12 protein-coding genes are annotated in these 18,830 nt (G+C 56.5%); 7 read left to right on the top strand and 5 right to left on the bottom strand.

From position 1 onward, the window contains the following. The first annotated feature begins 14 nt into the window (after nucleotides 1-14). The 3 genes from TU76_RS13010 (at nucleotide 15) to TU76_RS13000 (ending at nucleotide 3,903) form a co-directional block, all read left to right on the top strand. Nucleotides 15-878 carry a D-hexose-6-phosphate mutarotase gene (locus TU76_RS13010; RefSeq protein WP_019822337.1) on the top strand — a complete coding sequence of 288 codons (864 nt, stop codon included), beginning with the start codon at nucleotides 15-17 and terminating at the stop codon, nucleotides 876-878. A 191-nt stretch (nucleotides 879-1,069) separates the two neighbouring features. Beyond that, the gene (locus TU76_RS13005; protein WP_053070217.1) at nucleotides 1,070-3,337 is read left to right on the top strand and encodes an RHS repeat-associated core domain-containing protein; all 2,268 of its coding nucleotides are present in this window, start codon (nucleotides 1,070-1,072) and stop codon (nucleotides 3,335-3,337) included. Continuing rightward, complete coding sequence (locus tag TU76_RS13000; RefSeq protein WP_048351785.1) at nucleotides 3,334-3,903, top strand: hypothetical protein; 570 nt, start codon at nucleotides 3,334-3,336, stop codon at nucleotides 3,901-3,903. Before TU76_RS13005 ends, TU76_RS13000 begins: the two co-directional genes overlap by 4 nt. A gap of 233 nt (nucleotides 3,904-4,136) precedes the next feature. Here the strand turns inward: TU76_RS13000 and TU76_RS12995 are convergent, their stop codons facing one another. The 3 genes from TU76_RS12995 to TU76_RS12985 form a co-directional block, all read right to left on the bottom strand. Further along, nucleotides 4,137-6,848 (bottom strand): RHS repeat domain-containing protein, encoded by a 2,712-nt coding sequence (locus TU76_RS12995; RefSeq protein ID WP_053070216.1) that lies wholly within the window; start codon nucleotides 6,846-6,848, stop codon nucleotides 4,137-4,139. A 47-nt stretch (nucleotides 6,849-6,895) separates the two neighbouring features. Further along, the gene (locus tag TU76_RS12990) at nucleotides 6,896-12,178 is read right to left on the bottom strand and encodes a SpvB/TcaC N-terminal domain-containing protein (RefSeq protein ID WP_048351814.1); all 5,283 of its coding nucleotides are present in this window, start codon (nucleotides 12,176-12,178) and stop codon (nucleotides 6,896-6,898) included. 327 nt (nucleotides 12,179-12,505) lie between these two features. Then, nucleotides 12,506-13,366, bottom strand: a complete 861-nt coding sequence (locus tag TU76_RS12985) for a MurR/RpiR family transcriptional regulator (RefSeq protein WP_173667433.1) — start codon at nucleotides 13,364-13,366, stop codon at nucleotides 12,506-12,508. Between the two features lie 205 nt (nucleotides 13,367-13,571). Here TU76_RS12985 and zwf point away from each other — a divergent pair, with 205 nt between their 5' ends. Genes zwf through TU76_RS12970 form a run of 3 tightly spaced genes read left to right on the top strand, consistent with a single transcriptional unit; the run spans nucleotide 13,572 to nucleotide 16,424 of the window. After that, a complete protein-coding gene (gene zwf, locus TU76_RS12980; protein WP_019829138.1) occupies nucleotides 13,572-15,041 on the top strand; it encodes a glucose-6-phosphate dehydrogenase in 1,470 nt (489 codons plus the stop codon). Continuing rightward, on the top strand, nucleotides 15,028-15,741 hold the full coding sequence (gene pgl, locus TU76_RS12975) for a 6-phosphogluconolactonase (protein WP_019829140.1): 714 nt from the start codon (nucleotides 15,028-15,030) through the stop codon (nucleotides 15,739-15,741). The genes zwf and pgl overlap by 14 nt, the downstream gene beginning before the upstream one ends. Before the next feature lie 17 nt (nucleotides 15,742-15,758). Further along, nucleotides 15,759-16,424, top strand: coding sequence for a bifunctional 4-hydroxy-2-oxoglutarate aldolase/2-dehydro-3-deoxy-phosphogluconate aldolase (locus TU76_RS12970; RefSeq protein WP_019829141.1), 666 nt, complete (start codon nucleotides 15,759-15,761; stop codon nucleotides 16,422-16,424). A gap of 187 nt (nucleotides 16,425-16,611) precedes the next feature. Here the strand turns inward: TU76_RS12970 and TU76_RS12965 are convergent, their stop codons facing one another. Beyond that, entirely contained in the window at nucleotides 16,612-17,802 is a 1,191-nt protein-coding gene (locus tag TU76_RS12965; protein WP_048351783.1) for an aminotransferase class V-fold PLP-dependent enzyme, read from the bottom strand. Between the two features lie 11 nt (nucleotides 17,803-17,813). After that, on the bottom strand, nucleotides 17,814-18,050 hold the full coding sequence (locus tag TU76_RS12960) for a DUF3820 family protein (RefSeq protein WP_019829144.1): 237 nt from the start codon (nucleotides 18,048-18,050) through the stop codon (nucleotides 17,814-17,816). 207 nt (nucleotides 18,051-18,257) lie between these two features. Here TU76_RS12960 and TU76_RS12955 point away from each other — a divergent pair, with 207 nt between their 5' ends. Then, a complete protein-coding gene (locus TU76_RS12955; RefSeq protein ID WP_019829145.1) occupies nucleotides 18,258-18,725 on the top strand; it encodes a PA2169 family four-helix-bundle protein in 468 nt (155 codons plus the stop codon). Nucleotides 18,726-18,830 lie beyond the last annotated feature (105 nt).

The following is an 18,830-nucleotide window of genomic DNA, read 5'->3' as shown; positions in this document are numbered from 1 at the left end:
CAGGACTGCGGCACATGCATGAGCATCCGCTTCACCGTTTTTTCAAATCCAAACGCGAACAGCCGATTTTCCAGTGGGAGCGCTTTCAACTGCGCGATGTGCTGGTGATCGATCACCCCCATTGCCAGGCGGTGTTCAGTCGTCAGGGTGCGCAACTGCTGCACTTTCAGCCGACCGGGCAAAAGCCGTGGCTGTGGTGCGCAGCCAAATGGCCGCAGGTGGGCGCGATACGCGGCGGGGTACCGATTTGCTGGCCGTGGTATGGCCGCCATCCCAGTGAAAACGCGTGGCCATCCCATGGTTGGGCGCGGTTGATTGACTGGAAACTGCTCGACAGCAGCACTGACGAAGACGGTGTGACCCTGCACTGGCGTTTGCAATTGTGCGACTGGCAGGTCGATTTGCATGCGCGGTTGGGCGAAGACATGGAATTGCGCTTGAGCACCGAACATCAGGACGACGAGCCTTGCCAGGTCAGCCAGGCTTTACGGGCTTACTGGCGTATCGGAGATGTCGCGGAGGTAGCGCTGTCCGGTCTGGATGGTGTTCACGGCTACGATCAGTTGAACCGTAAGGTTTGCCAGCAGAAGGGTGAATTGCGGGTGGAGGGTGGTTGTCAGCGGGTGTTTCAGCATGACGGCGAAATGCAGCTCAATGACCACGCCTGGCAAAGGGCGTTAAGCATTGATACGGGTGATCAGGCCAACACGGTGGTTTGGCATCCGGGCAAGCGGCCGTTGCTGGGTGTGAGCTGGAGTGAGGTCATGGGCTTTGTGTGCGTGGAGTCCACCAGCGGAGGCATCCACAACCAAACCCTGGCGCCGGGCGAACAGGCGCATTTGAGTTTGCAGGCGCGGGCGAGGCTGGTGGGGGCTTGAGTAGGCAGAGCACCTTGGGTGAAGGGTCGGTTGAACAAGCGCACATGTCATTTCCCAGACTTTGACTTTGCGCTCGACGGTACGTTGTTTCGGAGTGGGCGCCCTGACAGGGGCTAAGCTAAATCGGTTACACGCTTAAAGAACTGCATCGCTGGCTATTAACTTTCTATGTCAAACATAGGAGATAAACCATGTTCAGTATCACTGGCGCCTTGTACCGAAATACACCGCAACTAACGGTTAATGATAATCGTGGTTTGGTTATCCGTAACGTCCACTACCATCGTCACCCCGATACGCTGACGCAGACAGATGAGCGTATTACCCGCCATGATTACACTGCCCGTGGAGTGCTTGTGCAAAGCACTGACCCGCGGCTGTTTGGCTTGCAACAGGTCGATAGCACAGTTAACCCTAACTTTTCCTATCAATCGTCACTGACCGGTGAGGTTCTGCGCACTGACAGTGTGGATGCTGGCACCACACTCACGTTTAGCGACGCTGCTGGGCGTCCCTTATTTAATGTTTCAGCTACGGGGCTTCGCCGTACCTTCCGCTATGAGAGCAATGGTCAGCCTGGCCGCCTGCTTGAAATAGCTGAGCAGGCCAATGACCAAGCGGCCCGGGTGACTGAGCGTTTTTTCTGGGCAAACAACGTTCAGGCGCAACAGGATCGCAACCTCACCGGACAATGTGTGCGTCATTACGATACCGCCGGGCTTGAACAGACCCACTGCATCGCCCTGACAGGCATGTCGACATCGGTTAGCCGGCAGTTGTTGCGAGAGCATAAGGAAGCTGACTGGCAAGGCGCTGACGAACTCGCTTGGCAAAGCCTGCTGGCTACGACTTTGTTCACGTCCTTGAACACCCCTGATGCAACCGGTACAACCCTGTCCCAGACGGACGCTTATGGCAATGTTCAACGTGTGGCCTACGACATTGCCGGGCAACTCAAGGGCAGTTGGCTGACGCTCAAGGGGCAAGCCGAACAAGTGATCGTGGCCTCCCTGGCGTACTCGGGCCAAGGTAAAAAACTGCGTGAAGAACACGGCAATGGCGTGGTGACTACTTACAGCTATGACGCAGCGAGCGTGCGGCTGGTTGGCATCAAGACCGAACGCCCCGCCGGGCACTCAAGCGGTGCCCGCCTTCTGCAAGATCTGCGTTATGACTACGACCCGGTGGGCAATGTAGTGCTGGTACACAACGATGCCCAAGCCACCCAGTTCTGGCGCAATCAAAAAGTTGTGCCACAAGGCACTTACCGCTATGACAGTCTGTATCAACTAGTACAAGCGACCGGACGTCAGATGGCAAGTATCGGTCAACAAAGCAGCACACTTGTTTCCCCGCTTATCCCGCTTCCCGCCGATGACAGTGCTTACACCAATTACACCCGCACCTATACCTATGACCGTGGCAACAACCTCATGCGCATCCGCCACAGTGCACCGGCCACGGGCAATAACTACACCAGCGAAATAACCGTCTCTTCGCGCAGCAACCGTGCAGTGCTGGACTCGCTGACGTCAGCCACCGGGGCAGTCGACGCGTTGTTCGACAGTGGAGGGCATCAATTGCAACTGTTCCAGGGGCAGCACCTGAACTGGAATGCCCGGGGGCAGTTGCAACAGGTCAACCCGGTGGTACGAGAGGGCGCGGGATCGGACAGCGAGCAATATCGTTACGCCAGTGATGGTCTGCGGATCGAAAAGCTCAGCACCCAACTCAGTGGTAATAACACTCAAGTGCAGCGTGTGATCTATCTGCCTGGGTTGGAGCAGCGCACGTCCCACAGCGGCGACAGCTTGAGAGAGGACTTGCACACTATCGTGCTGGGTGAGGCGGGTCGGGCACAGGTACGGGTACTGCACTGGGAGGTCGGGCTTGTGAACACCAATAATCAGGTGTGCTACAGCTACAGCGGCCTGATCGGGAGCAGCGCACTGGAACTGGATGCAAGCGGTGAGATCATCAGCCTGGAAGAATATTACCCGTTCGCAGGGACGGCGGTTTGGACTGCTCGCAGTCAGGTCGAAGCAGACTACAAGACCATCCGTTATTCGGGTAGGGAGCGTGATGCAACGGGGCTGTACTACTACGGGCATCGCTATTACCAGAGTTGGGCAGGCCGATGGCTGAGTGCCGACCCGGCCGGAACTGTGGATGGCCTGTACCTGATGGTCAGGAACAATCCCATTACCTTTAAGGACACATTGGGGTTGGTACTGGAAAATGAAAATGAAGGGGCTGGCGCCGCGCCCAAGACATTGAGCAACGTGTTCACGCCTGAAGTTTTTAAAGTGCCTTTTGATTTGATAGAGATATTGGCTAAAAAGTTGATCTCACCAAAGATCAACCCAAGAAAAACATCTTGTAAATCAGTGCCAAAATCAGTCCGTTCTCAATCGATAGGGATGAGAAAGCAACGGCTGAGTTTTCCAGTAAAAAAATGAGTTACCTGACGCATAAAGGTCATCAGGTCACCGGTGCTTATGCCAGTTCAGTGAAGGAACTGACGGACACCTGGAATGCAATCGGTACGGGGCAACTGGCGGGTATCGACAAGGTGATTCTTGATTATCACGGTTCCATCAGCCCTAAACGAGGGCAGCAGAGCGTGGTCACTCTGGGAAGTACCAGTGAGCTTTTGGTTAAAGATGCCATTGCCAAGTTGCAGAGCAAGGACACGGTCAAAACGGTGTCTCTGTATACCTGCTTTAGCGGGTTTATGGACTCGTTCAATCCTGCTGTCGGCTTTTTGGACAAACTGACGGATGTCGATACCCATACCGTTGGCTTTGATGCCCAAGGTGACAATGACATGAGGTCGATGAAGGTCAATCGCCATTATCAGTCAGGTCCTTCATTCGATAATGCTTTAACGGCATTGGGCATGACGCGTACTCAGGTTGGGCGCGTCAAGTATGTAAAAAGCTCGGCTACAGAAGTAGAGCTTCAGTATCAACGTGCGCGAGATCAGATTAAGACACCGGTTGAGCTACGCAAGTACTTTGGCTGACAGGGGCGCAGGGGCGGTGTGATGCAGCAGATTGATTGCGCCGCCTCTATATTTGTAACGTTAGGGTAGTGATCAGGATAAAGCGGTCGATGACTTTAACGTTTAGAGTTTTGTGTTTTTCAAACGTGACTTTAATTGCACCGTGTATAAGGATCTACTGGCAGTGGCTGTGCAAGTGAAGATTGCCAAAGTCACTGTCAGAATGTTCGATCTGACAGTGACTTTTGGGGTGTCTATTTTGTGAACCCTGCGGCTTTCAATAACACCTCTCGATTTTTGTCATTCGCGCTTCTCATGTTTTGAAATAACTGGTTTCTGGCATCATGACTGATAGGCGAATCCTCGATATGTTCTTTGATCTTCTCATTAGTGTCATTGACTGTTTTGCCAACGGAAGACGCGGTCCAAAGTATCTGGCCTAATGTTATAGGGATTGCAGCACCTGGAACAATTACTTTGGCTGCGCCCAGCGCAGCATTGCCCATTGCCCCTATAGATAGGCCCACCACAACGGTGTCGGCAATGTCTTCTTTGATAATTTGTGCAGTATCTCTAAGTTCATCAATCCCCTCGGAAGAGACAGTCGAAACCGTGTATAAGTTCTTGACCGCTTGGTATATTCGTTGGGGTACGTTATGTGCTATGTCTGAGGCCGTGGCCTTCAGTAATGCGCCCTTGTCCAAGTCCGATAGGCTGCCCGTCTGAGAGAATTCCACTATGGTGGCAAGGTTTTCTGACTGGTTTTTAATAGACTCGGCGGCTGGAAGTTCTCCTTTTGTTAAGAAGTTTGTAATGACACTTCCTCTGCCAGACAAGTTATTTTCAATTTTATCTATCGTGGTGCTTTCGTTTTTGGTTTGTAATGCTTTTTCATGCATTTGGTGAATCTTGTCATTTGCCATTGAAGGCTTAGATATTCTTGCTGGTACAGCTTGTTCAATCCTGTCTTTATAGGCTTGATAACCCAGTGCAGCAGTAGACGCGGCGGCCACTGCAACATTTTTGAACATCAGCCCCTGTAAGTCATACGCTGAAGAGGGTTTGTTTCTTACCATCCGGTAGCGATTAAGACCATCAGTGGTGCCTGTCGGATCAGGACTTATCCATCGACACAGGAAGGGCGCATAGTATCTGTAACCGTAGTAATACAGCCCCGTGGCATCCCGCTCTTTGCCGGAATAACGCAGGGTCTTGTACCTGGCCTGCACGGCACTGCGTGCGGCCCACCAGGATGTGCCGCCGTACGGATAGTAAGTTTCCTGGCTGATCAGTTCGCCTGCCTGATCCAGCTCCAGGGTGCTGCTGCCCAGATGATCCCCCAGGCTGTAGCGCCACTGATCCTGATCGATTTCGTCGGGTCGCCCGGCCTCCCAATGCAACACCTGTACGTTGTTGCGTCCCGCCTGGGTTGTCATCACATGCAGTCGCTCACCCGAGGTGGATTCACGCACTTCGAGCCCCGGTAAATACAGGGTCTGACTGATCTGCTCGCCACCCCCCGTCTTGGCTCGTCGTACCTTGCGCACGCGCTGACCTTCGCCATCGTAGAGATAGGTTTCAAGATCGTTGTCCTGGCCGTCAGGTTGCGCGCGCAACACCTGCGTCACCTGATGCAGTTGGTTGCGCGCATTCCAGTGCATCATTTGGCCCGGCGCCAATGCCAGGTGATTGCCGTTGGCATCGAAACGGGTCGTGAAGTCAGCGGGGTTCTCTTCCTTGAGCAGGCTGCGGTTACTGTGTGCGTCCACCACCATCTGGCGCAAATAGGTGTGACCGGCCCCCGCGTCATGCTTGAGTTGGGTCAGGTTGTTGCCGCTGTCGTAGGTGTAGGTCTGGGTGTAGTTGCGCCAGCGACTGTCGTCCGGCATGCCGAAGGTTTCCAGCCCCGGCAGATCGGGCCCGATCATTTGGTTGATGCTTTCCCGGCCCGTGGCTTCGACCAGTTGGTACAGGGTGTCGTAACGATAGGTACTGAGCGCTTCAACCCGTTGCTGGGCAAACCATTGAACGGGTTGGGCCATATCTTCGATTTGTTCGACATTGCCCACCGGGTCGTACTGGTAGTGCAGGTCTTGCAGTAGATGCCCGGCCTGAGTGCTGGCCTTGAGGCTCAGCAACCGGCCATTTGCCGCTGAGTAGCTGGCGATGGTCAGTACATTGTTGCCAGCTTGTTCGGTTTCCACCTGATTGAAAGCGTTGTATTCGCAGTTTTTGAGCAGGGGCATACCATCCAGTTGCGAGGCACGAGGGTGGCTGGCAATGTCGAGGTTAAACGTCTCGATGTGGCCTGCAGCATCGGTTTGCGCCTTCACCGCGCCCAGTGCGTCGTATTGCCAGCGGGTGCTGTAACTGGCGGTCTGGAGCGGGGCATCCGGCCAGTGAGGAGCGCTCAGTGAGACGCAAAAACGCCGGGTCTCAATCAGTGGCTGGCCGGTTACGGCGAACGCTTCATGCCACAAACTGCCAGCTGGATCGTCGTGACGCAGCATGCGGCCACACCGGTTGCGCTGAGCATCTTCAGTATTATTTGCGGCATAGAGAAAGCGTTCGACGCACTGCTCTACGTTTTCGTCAGCCCCTTTTTCAAACAGTGCGACAGGGCGCTGTTGCTCATCGTAGTCCAGGCGCATAAAGCTTTCACGCCCGTCCCAACTGTGTACGAACTGTGCGGCCGCGTTGAAGAAACTGACGCGCCAGCCTTCATCCACCGAATCACTGCGCAACTCCTGCCCCGACAGGCTGAAACGAGTTTGCTGATTGGCCATCGACAGTCGTGGATCCCATTGTTCGGTGAGATGACCCAGCGCGTTATACCGTTGCCGCGTGGTGTGGGCCGATGGTGTCTGACTGATCTCCAGACGATGGTAGGTCACGGTGCGCAGCAGGGCTGCGCGCGGGTCTATCGAGATCAGTAGTGGCGTTTTTTGGTGCAATAGATAAGTCATCGTTGCCATGCCTCATTGTTGCGTTGGCAATGGAGACTCGTCGTCCATTACGAGGCATTGGTACTGTTAAGAATGATCAATGTTTTCACGGGGAACGCTAACGCCTGTGTTTCATCGCTACCCGTGAATGCGACTTTGAAAATCACCTTGAACGCACTGCCGTCAGCCAGTTGCATCAGGTAGCTGGCTGGGGCGACTTTGCGCAAATAACCCTGAGTTACTTCATAGGTATTCACGGTTGCCGCTTCCCAGAGCGTGAGTATGTGTAATGAACCGTCAGCCTTCTGGCCTTCCAGACGTAGCCAGACCCTCTGCCCGACCGCCACAAAAGGGCAGGTTCGGGTATCAATATTCACGCCATTGGGTGCGCGGTTTACATCCAGTTTACCGTTGCTCTCTTTTTCAACAGTAATCATGTTGGTGATTTGCGACGCGGGGAGGGTGGCAATGGTCAGGTCAAGCACTTCTGAATGCAGCACTCCGGTTGTCCGTGTCACCGTATAAGTCACCAGGACCGTTCTGCCGAGGTTGGCCCCCACGGCTGTCGCTGGAATATCAAACAGCACCCGACCTTTCAGGTCGCCCTGTTTTGCTGCCAACGAAGGTGTACCGATACCGGCTACACCACTCCAGCTCACCGTAATGCTGTCGGTGGCCAGCATGCCCGGGTATTCAACCCGCACCGTTGCGCCTTCAAGGGCTTGCATGGGATCGAGCCGGTTACCATTCGCCTGCAATACGCTGGCGACTCTCGGGTGTTCCAGTGCCTCCTGATACAGATCGTTCTCATCCTCGGCGATGGTGTACCAGTCCATATACGTCTGGCGGCGCCAATAGCCACTGGCGGTGATGGTTTTGGTGGGGCGCCCCAGCGGGTCATAGAATTGCTGGTCGCTGTAGCCGAACTGGCGGAATGATTCATCGTTGATGTAACGGTGTTTGTTCGCGAAATAAGGCCGGTAGACCCGAACGGCCAACCCCTTGTTGTTGTATTCCACGCGCTCACTGACGCACCAGCGCTCGTCGGCCTGCACCTGTACCGGCTCACCGCCCAGGGTTATCAAGTTGCCCTTGTCGTCGACGGCGAAGGCCAGGCCCGGTTCGACTTTCTGTTTGCTTTGCAAGGCACGGCCAAAACCATCCGAGGCGCTCAGCGACATTCTCACCTGTTTATCGGGATCGCCCGGGTAGCGGTCAGCTTGCAAAACGGCGCTGTGTGCCGGTTCGCGAGGCAGGGCCAGCAAGGCTGAACAGGTCTGGGCCGGAATCTGGTTTACAGGGTAATCACCCTTGGCCAGGCGTTTGCGCGCGCTGGCGCGCAAATGTCCGGTGGGCATCAGCACCCCCAATTCCACTCCATTGGGTAGCAGGCCCGGCGGGGCTTGGCCCATCCAGCTACTGCTTTCGTAGAAGAGTGCGGTTGCCAGATCGCCCATGACCGAGCTGTCGGCAATGGCTTGGGCGGCACTTGCCGGCACCCACGCGTGACTGTCCATGTTTCCAAAGCCGACATTTTTAACGGCTTGGGTGCCTTCGTCCCACTCGGTGCCCCAGAAGGTGGTCAGCACCACTCGGCCCATTCCGTCGTAACGGGCCTGGCTGACATTCTGATTGGGGTCGCGAATCCATTTGACCTGCAACGTGCTGTAGTCATGAACCGCTTCGGTAACACCGTCGTCAGGTGCCGTGAATGTGACAGGCAATAGCCAGAGGCTGTCATAGCTGACCTTCGATGGCTTGACCCATGCGACCGCTTTTTGCTCAAGCACCGTGTTGAAATGCTCGACCCCGGCAAAGGTTGTGTATCCCGTGCGCGCTGCCCAAAGGCTGGTGGACGTGTCAACGGTATTGCTGGTTGGCCGCCACAGTCCGACATCGACATAGCCCGCTGATTCGAGTCGGGCTTTCACCTCGCCAGGGGTGCTGCCCAGCAGGTTTTTGTCTGCGCCCTGATCATCTTTCACGACGTAGGCTTGCAGGGCAGCGGCATCCAGTTGGCCCTGTTCGCTGTATTCAGGCAGCGCATCGAAGTTCACCGTGCCGTCCGTGCAGCCCTGGTATTGCACGCGGCTCTGGCCCGCCAGCATGCGCTGGCCGGTGGCCGGGTCTTTGCCCAATGGCGATTGCGGGCCAAGAAAGGCTTCGTAACCGATGACGTCGACCGACGGATCGTCAGCGGGCACAACATAGGCGCTCGCCTGGCTGCGGTAGGGCAGGCCCAATCGCAGGTAATCGGTCTGTTGGATATGCAAGACCCGTTCGCGCATCTCGCTCAGGTAGAAGCACTGTTGGGCGTCATCCTTGGCATCCATCCACCAGCGCCGCAAATGGGCGTGCTCTTCATCGTCGGGATAGGGCGGTTGTGCGTCGGCGCGTCGAGCGTATGCGACACCGACACCATGGCTGACGGTGCCATAGTCATCGATGGCCAGATTGAGTTGGTGCTGGCAGAGCGGATCATTGATCTGACGCTCGTATTGCAGGCTGCGTTGCTCAATGACAAAAGGCAGCATGACGCTGTAGGGGCTGACATTGGAGCGCGCTTGCAGCAGACGCACGCCATAGCGGCTTTGGGTGACGCTGTAAGGCACGGCATTGCCATCGACGCCCAGGGTTTCGGCGCGCAACACCGAGCCGCTCAAGGTGCGGGCCGCGTCGCGCAGTGTCGGGGCATCCCAGTCAGTGTGCGTTTGTTCGGTGCCATCAATGTGTTGGGTACACAGGGTGTTGCCCAGCGGCGCCAGTTGGATATCACCGGCCCAAGCATCAGGCACGTCCATATGCAGGGTTTTGCCGGTGTGGAACCAGGTCTTGCTCATTACGGGGGCGCTAAAACCCTGGGTATCGCTGTTGTCAGCCTCGGTGTCGGTTTGCAGCAGCAGTCCAAAGCCGCGAAATTCCCGTTCCACGCCATCGTAATAGCCGTGGCGATAGGTAAAGAACTGGGACAAATGATTGCCGGTAATCTGATCCAACTGGCGCTGCTCGCTGACCACATGCATCGCGAAGGGCATTTCAGACACGGCCTGCGACGGGTCTGGCAGCAGGTTTTTCTCGTCCAGCCATTCCTGTGCCGAAGAGCGATACACCACCTCGCCTGCAGCCCCCCTATTGTTGTCCGTGGCGCACAGCAAATACGGTTTGTTGTCGGTAACAAAGTCGCAGCGCCAATGAGCGGGCACGAGTGCAGGGGTGTTCGTATGGCTGGTCACTACCAGGCTTGTGCAGCCCAGCCCTTGCAGGTCGGCCACGCTGACTCGGGTCAGCGAGTCGTACCTCAGCCCTTCAGGCAGCGTGATCGTGATGGGGGCGGCGAAACCGTGACCGCTGAGGTTCATGAAAATCTGCACCGAACTGCTTTGCCAGTACAGGATGTCCACCGCGCCTGACCCGTCCAGGTCAGCTAGGCGGATATGGGCAGGGTTGAATTCACCCGCAAAGTCCAGCCTGCCAAAGTTGACCGGCTCGCCAAATCGACCCCGGCCCAGGTTCGGAAAGCAGCGTACGGCCTGCCCGGTGATGTGGACTAAATGCTGCTGCCCGGACCCCAGCAGGTCACTGAACGCAACCAGTTCGCAGCGTTCGTCAATGACCGCTGGCAAGGCAGTTTCAGTGCCCAGGCGGTGGACCTCGACAGGCGTGTCGAAGCCCTGGTTTTTCAAATTGACATACAACCGCACGCTGCGGGTCCCGATCATAGCCAGGTCCGACAAGCCGTTACCCATCAGGCTGGCCAACTGCGCTCGGGGATGAAAAAACTCCGAGGGGAAGGCCGCGTAGGGCGTGAAGTGGCTCCATTGCTGGTCAGTGTTCAGGGTGAAAAAACCTGCAATCGAAGGTTGGGCCACCAGCCAGTCGAGCTTGCCGTCGCCATTGACGTCCGTGAGGACTTGCAGCGTTGGCGAGTTGTTGTTGGCGACAGGAATCTGTTTGAGCAGCTCCTGCGCCGCGTAACCCACCGCATTTTTATTCAGGCCGGGCATCGGATGACGAATGGGCCGTCGGTAGTACCAGGCGTTTTGCAGGCGATAGAGAATCCCGGCCAACCCATCGCCGAACAGATCCACCAATTGGTAGTTGTCGGCATCGATACCCGGGCTTTGCACGGGCGTCTGCTCTGTAAAAAATGGTGAGAACCTTGCGGATTCCGGGGTGAACGTGAACGGGGTGTAGTCGAATTCCTGTGGCGGGTTGAATTGCGCTTTTTGCCCCACATAGCCGATGACGTGCGCGGCGGTCAGCAAGGACACGGCCGGTTGCTGGCTGTACTCCAGTTGCAGGCGCTGTACCAGCGCCGGCTCGCCCTGGAGCAGCACGGGGCCGCTATTGTCCGGGCCATCGGCGCACCAATGGAACATCAGTACCTGGTGGCACAGCCGCAGCGTGCGCTCCTCGAACCCGTAGCGGTAACTGCTGACCGGATCGGCGCGCAGGGGCCACTGTGTGCCTGGCGTCTTGGGGTACTGGGGGCAAGCCACCAGTCGGGCATCAGCTTCGCCATAGTCGAAAACCAGATCAAATAGCCAGGTGCGCACCGCCGGATCTTGCATCACGAACGGCACCCGATCGCCTGTCAGATTGCCGTAGCGCACGCGTTGCAGGTAACGATGAGTGCTGGTGTCGCGGTCTCGCCAGGCATCTGCTGCAGGCCCGGTCAGTGTGTTCAGTGAGGCATCATTCTCAGGCACATATTCGTACAGCACATGCTCGCCATTGGCAGCGACCGACTCCTCAAGGAGCCACTCGGCCACCCAGGTCGAGGTACTCCGCACGTGTTGCAGGCGGGCGTTGTCACTGTGGCCGTACACATGGACACTGCCGTCCGCAATCTGGATCAGCCAGAACGAATCGGTGGTGCCGACATAGTGTTGGTAAGTGCTGAAGTCGCCTTCTACCCGTGGTTGGTAGGCGGTCACTCGATAGAGTTCAGACAGCTGCCGGTCGCGAAAAAACGAGGTGTCACGGGTGTTGATCTGGCCGCTGGCGTCGCGTTGCGCCAGCAACACATCGCCACTGGGGGAGAGGTAGACCGGCTCGGCCAGCTGGCCATTGGAATCGGGTTCGAACTGAGGTGTTTGCAGGCTGGTTTGCCGGCTGATGGAGGGGCGGTTGATTGACCAGCCCTGACCGAACTCGGTACGACCTGCGCCACTGCTGTAGCTCAGGCCCAGTGCGGGGGCATAGCCGCGGCCAGGCGTAATGGGCAGCGGAATTGCCAGTGACGCAGCACCGGTCAAGCCTACAGCTCCCCAGCCCTCGCCAATGCTCTGAATGGCGCCACCGCCTTTTGGCAATGAAGGTGCAGAAATACTGAGCGGTTCTTGGGCCATGATCATGAGCTCCTGCCACAGGGCTTTTTCAGATAGACCGATCTGAAGATTTAGGGGCAGGAGCAGCAGGCGTAAAAGGCCTGAACCCCGTTGCAAAAAATAACCCCGAGGTATTCACGTTATGACTGTTTTCGACAGCTGTAACCTGTCACATCTGACAGTTAAACGTCATGGGGGCTACAGCTTTAAAGGCGGTAAGAGAGCGATTGCCTTAGAAAACAGGGGCTGGGCAGGAGAGGGGGGGAGCGGCATGGTTCAGCCGCTTGTCGGGCAGGGTCAGCGGTGCTGACGCCATCTGCTACGGGTACGGGTTGTGGTGCAAGACGATCAGTTGAATTCATCGCCTACCGGGTACCGGCTGGCGTTGAGGCTTTCCTTGATTTTGCGCAGGTGCGGCTGGAAGTCCACCCCCCGGCGTAGGGTCATACCGGTGGCGAGTACGTCGAGCACGGTGAGCTGGATGATGCGCGAGGTCATCGGCATATAGATGTCGGTGTCTTCAGGCAGCGGAATATTCAGGCTCAAGGTGCTGGCTTTGGCCAGTGGCGAGTTTTCTGCTGTCAGGCCCAGTACCGAGGCACCGTTGGCTCGCGCAATACGAGCCACTTCCACCAGCTCACGGGTGCGACCTGTATAGGAAATAATGACGAACAACTCACCGGTGTGGGCCACGGACGCGATCATGCGTTGCATTAATACGTCGGCATGGGCGGTGACCGCCAGGTTGAAACGGAAGAACTTGTGTTGCGCATCCAGCGCCACTGGAGCCGAAGCGCCCAGGCCGAAAAAGTGGATTTGCCGAGCCTGGATCAGCAAGTCGACGGCGCGGCTGATAAGGTTCGGGTCCAATGCCTGGCAAGCGCTGTCCAGGGAGGCAATGGCGCTGCCGAAAATCTTTTGGGTGTAGGCTTCGGGATTATCGTCGGCCTCGACCGCACGGCTGACATACGCGGCACCACTGGCCAGGCTCTGTGCCAGTTGCAGCTTTAATTCCGGATAACCGCTGACGCCAAATGAACGGCAGAAACGGTTGACTGTAGGCTCGCTGACCGAGGCCGCCTGAGCCAGGGCCGCGATGCTGAAGCGGGTCGCTTGCTGCGGGTTCTGCAAAATGATTTCAGCCACTTTGCGCTCGGCCTTGTTCAGGTCTTCGAGGCGGCCCTTGATCTGTTCGAGTAAATTTCGCACGCGGTCCATTTATGATCCTTGGGTCAGCGATGCAAGAACCGCTCAAAAGCGGTTCTGGAAGGTGGCCTATCCTACTGGTGGCCTGAGATGACCACTAGCAGGAATCTGTATTTTGAGAAAATGTTGTGTTTATTACTACATTTTTCCTTGAGTGATGCCTTGAAAAAAGGTATTTGTAGCTTAACTTGATAAAAGAACAAACATCATGTCTTCGATTACGGTTGAACCGTGCACCTTTGCCTTGTTCGGCGCCCTTGGCGATTTGGCCTTGCGCAAGCTGTTTCCTGCGTTATATCAACTGGACCGCGCCGGTCTGCTTCACGCAGATACGCGCATTCTCGCGCTGGCTCGTGAACCGGGTGACGCCACTACGCATTTGGCGCATATCGACAGCCAGTTGCGCCAGTATCTGGGCGAGAAGGAAATTGAAGTAGAGGCGTTAACACGCTTCCTGGCTCGATTGAGCTATCTGCATGTGGATTTTTTCAAGACTGAAGATTACGTGTCTCTGGCAGAACTTGCCGGAACAGAACAGCGCCTGATTGCCTACTTCGCCACACCGGCTGCGGTGTACGGCGCTATTTGCGAGAACCTGTCGAAAGTCGGTCTGGCTGAAAATACCCGCGTGGTGCTGGAAAAACCCATCGGCTCGGACCTCGAATCGTCGCGCAAGGTAAACGACTCCGTCGCGCAGTACTTCCCCGAGAACCGCACCTACCGGATCGACCACTACCTGGGCAAAGAAACCGTACAAAACCTGATCGCGTTGCGCTTCGCCAACAGCCTGTTCGAAACCCAGTGGAACCAGCGCTATATCTCCCACGTTGAAATCACCGTGGCCGAGAAAGTGGGTATCGAAGGTCGTTGGGGCTATTTCGACAAGGCCGGTCAGCTGCGCGACATGATTCAAAACCACTTGTTGCAGTTGCTGTGTCTGATTGCGATGGACCCGCCTGCGGACCTGTCGGCTGACAGCATTCGCGACGAGAAGGTAAAAGTGCTCAAGGCACTGGCCCCTATCAGTGCCGAAGGCCTGACCACCCAAGTGGTGCGCGGCCAGTACATCGCCGGTTACAGCGAAGGCCAGTCGGTGCCGGGTTATCTGGAGGAGGAAAACTCCAACACCCAGAGCGACACCGAAACATTTGTTGCCCTGCGTGCCGACATCCGCAACTGGCGTTGGGCGGGTGTGCCGTTTTACCTGCGCACCGGTAAACGCATGCCACAAAAGCTGTCGCAGATCGTGATCCACTTCAAGGAACCGTCGCACTACATATTCGCTCCGGAGCAGCGTCTGCAAATCGGCAACAAGCTGATCATTCGCCTGCAGCCGGACGAAGGTATTTCCTTGCGTGTGATGACCAAGGAGCAGGGGCTGGACAAGGGCATGCAACTGCGCAGCGGTCCGTTGCAATTGAATTTTTCCGACACTTATCGCAGTGCACGGATTCCGGATGCCTACGAGCGTCTGTTACTCGAAGTCATGCGTGGCAACCAGAATCTGTTTGTACGCAAAGATGAAATTGAAGCTGCATGGAAATGGTGCGACCAGTTGATCGCGGGCTGGAAAAAGTCTGGTGATGCGCCCAAGCCGTACGCGGCGGGCTCCTGGGGACCGATGAGTTCCATTGCATTGATTACGCGGGACGGGAGGTCTTGGTATGGCGATATCTGATTTGAAACTGCCTGAGGGTGTCAACGCGCACACCTTCAAGAACTCGGCAACAATGGCCGAGGGGCTGGCAGCAAACGTTGCCGGGCAATTGAACCAGGCCATTGCCAGTCAGGGCGTTGCGACGCTGGTGGTGTCTGGCGGTCGTAGCCCGGTGGTGTTTTTCGAGAGCCTGATCAAACAGCCGATCGACTGGTCGAAAGTGGTCGTCAGCCTTGCCGATGAACGCTGGGTGCCGGTTGAACACGCTGACAGCAACGCTGGCCTGCTCAAGAAACACTTGCTGCAAGGCCCGGCTGCCAAGGCCCGTTTTGTCGGTTTGTACAATGCTGCTTCGACAGTTGAAAAGGCTGCACTGGAAGCGGATCAGGGCCTGGCCGAGTTGCCGCCGATTGATGTGCTGATTCTGGGCATGGGCGATGACGGGCATACCGCCTCGTTGTTCCCCAACAGCCCGAACCTGAGCGAAGCCCTGCAACTGGATAACCCGCGCCGTTGCTGGGCGATGCTGGCGCCTACCGTGCCGCATCAGCGCCTGAGCATGAGCCGCAGCCTGTTGGCGAGCGCAAAGCACAAGGTGCTGTCGATTCAGGGGCAGTCCAAATTGAACACCCTCAACGAAGCGCTGGGGGGTAACGATGTTGCCGCCTTGCCGATTCGTGCCTTTCTGCAACCTACGTTAGAGATTTACTGGTGCCCATGAGCCAAGGATCAGCTGCCATGACAACAACAATTGCGAACGTATCGATGGCGGATAAAGTCGCCCTGATCGACAGCCTCTGTGACCGTGCCCGAATTCTGCCGGTGATTACCATCGCCCGCGAACAAGACATCCTGCCGTTGGCAGATGCGCTGGCGGCAGGTGGTCTGACTGCCCTTGAGGTGACTCTGCGCTCCTCGTTCGGTCTTAAGGCGATCCGCATTCTGCGTGATCAGCGCCCTGAGCTGGTAACAGGTGCCGGTACCGTACTGGATCGGCACATGCTGGCGGCGGCTGAAGAAGCCGGTTCGCAATTTATTGTCACGCCTGGTATCACCCGTGACTTGCTCCAGGCCAGCGTTGCCAGCGATATTCCGCTGCTGCCGGGTATCAGCAATGCATCCGGGATCATGGAAGGTTACGGGTTGGGCTACCGTCGTTTCAAACTGTTCCCGGCTGAGGTCAGTGGTGGTGTGGCCGCGATCAAGGCATTGGGCGGTCCGTTCGGTGAAGTGAAATTCTGCCCGACTGGCGGTGTAGGCCCGGCCAATATCCGCAACTACATGGCGTTGAAAAACGTGATGTGTGTAGGTGGGAGCTGGATGCTGGACAGCGAGTGGATCAAAAACGGCGATTGGGCCCGGATCCAGGAATGTACCGCTGAGGCGCTTGCGCTGCTGGATTGATGTTTTAGTTCCGAATTTGTTGTGTGTTCTACGGTTTTTTGGTGCGCTTGGTCGGCGCACCTTTTTTTTGCCTGAAAAACACATGGTCGGTGGTGTGGGAGCGGGCTTGCTCGCGATGATATCGCTGCGCTCTATTTGAAAAGCCGCGTCGTCAGCATCGCGAGCAAGCCCGCTCCCACAGGATCGACTAATTACCCTGAGACAGCTCGCGCAACGCGTTGACCAGCTGATTGATGTCATCCAGGGTGGTAGTGAACCCAACAGTTATCCGGATGCAACTGCCACACGCCGAGCCATCGCGCGCGACGGTGAACAGGTTGTAGTCCTTGAGCAGGCGCTCAACCATCGGTTGCTGGTCCTGCAGATGGGTAAAGCGCAACGAGGTAATCGCGCATCGCAGTCGCGGATCATCCTCGATCAGCACTTCAATCCCCGGCATTTTTCGCGCTTCACTTACCCACAGATCCCGCAGGTAGTTCAGCCGTGCCCCCTTGGCCTGTGTGCCGCCCATGTCCAGATGCTCTTGCAATACTCTGGGCAGGGTCAGCCATGCCGGTATGTTGGTCGTGCCATAGGGCGCGCGGTTGCGAATATCCGGCTCGGGATAATGCTGGTTGCCCATGTCGGGATCAATATCGGTCAGGCGCTGCGGGTCGATGTACATAAAACCCAGAGTCAGCGGTCCGCCGATCCATTTGTGCAGGTTGTATCCCGCAAAAGCGACGCCCAGTGCCTGCAGGTCGAATTCGATCTGGCCCAGCGCGTGAGCACCGTCAAGGATCACATCGACCCCGTGTTCTTTGGCCGCTGCAACAATGTCCTGCACGGGCAATACCAGTCCGGTGCGGTGGGTGACATGGGTGAGCGCCATCAGTTTGAGGCGTGGGTAACGCTCAAAGGCCTCGCGATAGCGGGTCACCACGCTTTCATGGGTGGCGGGGTGCTTATGGGATATTTCGATAACCTCAAGCCCGCGCTGCTGGGCAACCCAGCGCATCGCGTATGCGACGCTGTGGTATTCCAGGTCGCAGATCAGCAATTGATCGCCGGGTTGCAGGCCGTTGTAGTTACGAATCAACGATTGCAGGGCGTCGGACGCCCGCGAAGTCAGTGCAACACTGGCCGGGGCAACGCCCAGCAGGCCCGCAACCCGGTCGCGGATCTCAATGCTCTGAATCTCATCGAAGTGCTGGCGCACCGGCAGCGAGTTGTTGCGGTTAATAAAGTCGATATTGCGCTGGTAGTCCTGCGCCACGTCGCGGGTCATGCGACCGAAGTAGCCATTTTCCAGATTGATCGGGCCGGGTGCCACGTCGTAGCGCTCGGCGATGGCGTGCCAGAAGTGTTCGTCACGGGCGTTATCTTCAATCCTTGGCATGGGCAACTCGATTAGTGGCGAGGTTTGGGTTTTGAGTGTTTTGCGCGTAGCGGGTCGAGCAGATCTGACAGGCCGTTGTGATCGATCTCTTGCATCAGGGCCAGCAAGCCGCCCAGTTCGCCATGGGGGAAGCCCTGGCGGGCAAACCAGTTCAGGTATTGGCCGGGCAGGTCTGCGATGATTCGGCCCTTGTATTTTCCGAAAGGCATCTCGCGAGTGATCAGGAGTTCAAGTTTTTCGGGGTTCATGCAGCGGCCTTCAGGTGCGTAATGCTATGGGGGGAAAATACAGGCAATTTGCATGAAGGCCAATTGACAGATCATGCATATAAACCGGATACAGATTTCTCTTGTTTTGATAACTTATTGATATTTATAGTTTTTTTTTAATTCAAAAACTGGCACGAGCCCTGCAATCTCTATTGCACGATCCTCAACCTTGTAAGGAATTGAACAATGACTGACCTCAATAAAGAAGCCATTAGCGTCCTGAACGATTTGATCGAAACCAGCAAAGACGGTCAGGAAGGGTTTAAAACCTGCGCCGAAGATATCAAACACCCGGAACTCAAAGCGCTGTTTGCCAAGCGTTCGGCTGAATGTGCCGCTGCTGCGGCCGAGTTGCAGGCTCAGGTACGCGCCCTGGGTGGCGATCCTGAAACCAGCACCAGCGTGTCCGGTGACTTGCATCGCCGCTGGGTAGACGTTAAATCCGTGTTTACAGGCAAGGATGAAGAAGCGGTGCTCAACGAAGCTGAGCGCGGCGAAGACCATGCCCTGAAAGCCTACAAGGAAGCGCTGGAGAAAATCAGCAAGCATAACCTGGTAGGTATCCGTGATCTGGTAGAGCGTCAGTTGCATGGCGTGCAACGCAACCACGATCAGGTCAAGGCTTTGCGCAACGAGGCACGTGCCCGGGCTTGATTAGCCCAGGGCGGGTAGATCGACTTTAGATCTACAGTGAGAGCGGGCTTGCTCGCGATAGCAGTAACCCGGTATGTGACCTGTACCGAGTGAACTGCATCGCCA

It is taken from the genome of Pseudomonas psychrophila, from assembly GCF_001043005.1.
Classification (GTDB): domain Bacteria; phylum Pseudomonadota; class Gammaproteobacteria; order Pseudomonadales; family Pseudomonadaceae; genus Aquipseudomonas; species Aquipseudomonas psychrophila.
The sequence above is the reverse complement of the archived record's forward strand: the minus strand, read 5'-3'. Positions and strand labels throughout refer to the sequence as shown.